1 protein-coding gene and 1 other RNA gene are annotated in these 515 nt (G+C 63.1%); one reads left to right on the forward strand and one right to left on the reverse strand.

Translation table 11 applies throughout. The features are described from left to right. Positions 1-245: a transfer-messenger RNA gene (gene ssrA / locus JNK74_30350) on the forward strand; the annotation flags it as partial. Positions 246-247: 2 nt separating this feature from the next. On the opposite strand, the gene JNK74_30355 is transcribed toward ssrA, so the two are convergent. Beyond that, positions 248-515 (reverse strand): TauD/TfdA family dioxygenase (locus JNK74_30355; protein ID MBL7650471.1); only part of this gene is annotated, 268 nt, incomplete at its 5' end.

Below are 515 nucleotides of genomic sequence, written 5' to 3' on the forward strand. Positions count from 1 at the left end.
TGCCTAACTAACCCTTAGGAACTAGCGACATCCGTCCATGACGTCTCCTAATGGGGCACGGATGCAATGAGGAGACTGGCTCCCGAGCGCTGCTCGGCCGTATCCGGGAGCGAGATCACGTCGAGCTAGGGTGTGCTTGGGCCGTCTTTTCTCCTGGCCCACCCGAAATCAAGCGAAGACTACACACGTAGACGCGTCCGAAGGACGCGATTCGGACGCGGGTTCGATTCCCGCCGCCTCCACCACTTCACGATTCCAGAGGGTCCCGTCTCGCCCGGAGCGCAGTCAGGCTGCGCGGAATCGATCCCACTCCAGCCCCGCTCGACGAATGCAGCACGTCCCCTCTCAAGGCCGCGTGGTGCATGACGCGGCGCTCCTGATCGTCGGAGATGGCGAGGTGCTGGACGGATCGATCGTCCCAGAACGCGATCGGGTCGGGCTCCCAGCGGACTCGACATTGGAGCTGGGGCGAGTGGATGGGTTCGCACAAGAACTGGAGCAACGAATCGCCCTCG

It is taken from the genome of Candidatus Hydrogenedentota bacterium, from assembly GCA_016791475.1.
In the GTDB taxonomy this organism is placed as follows: Bacteria; Hydrogenedentota; Hydrogenedentia; order Hydrogenedentales; family JAEUWI01; genus JAEUWI01.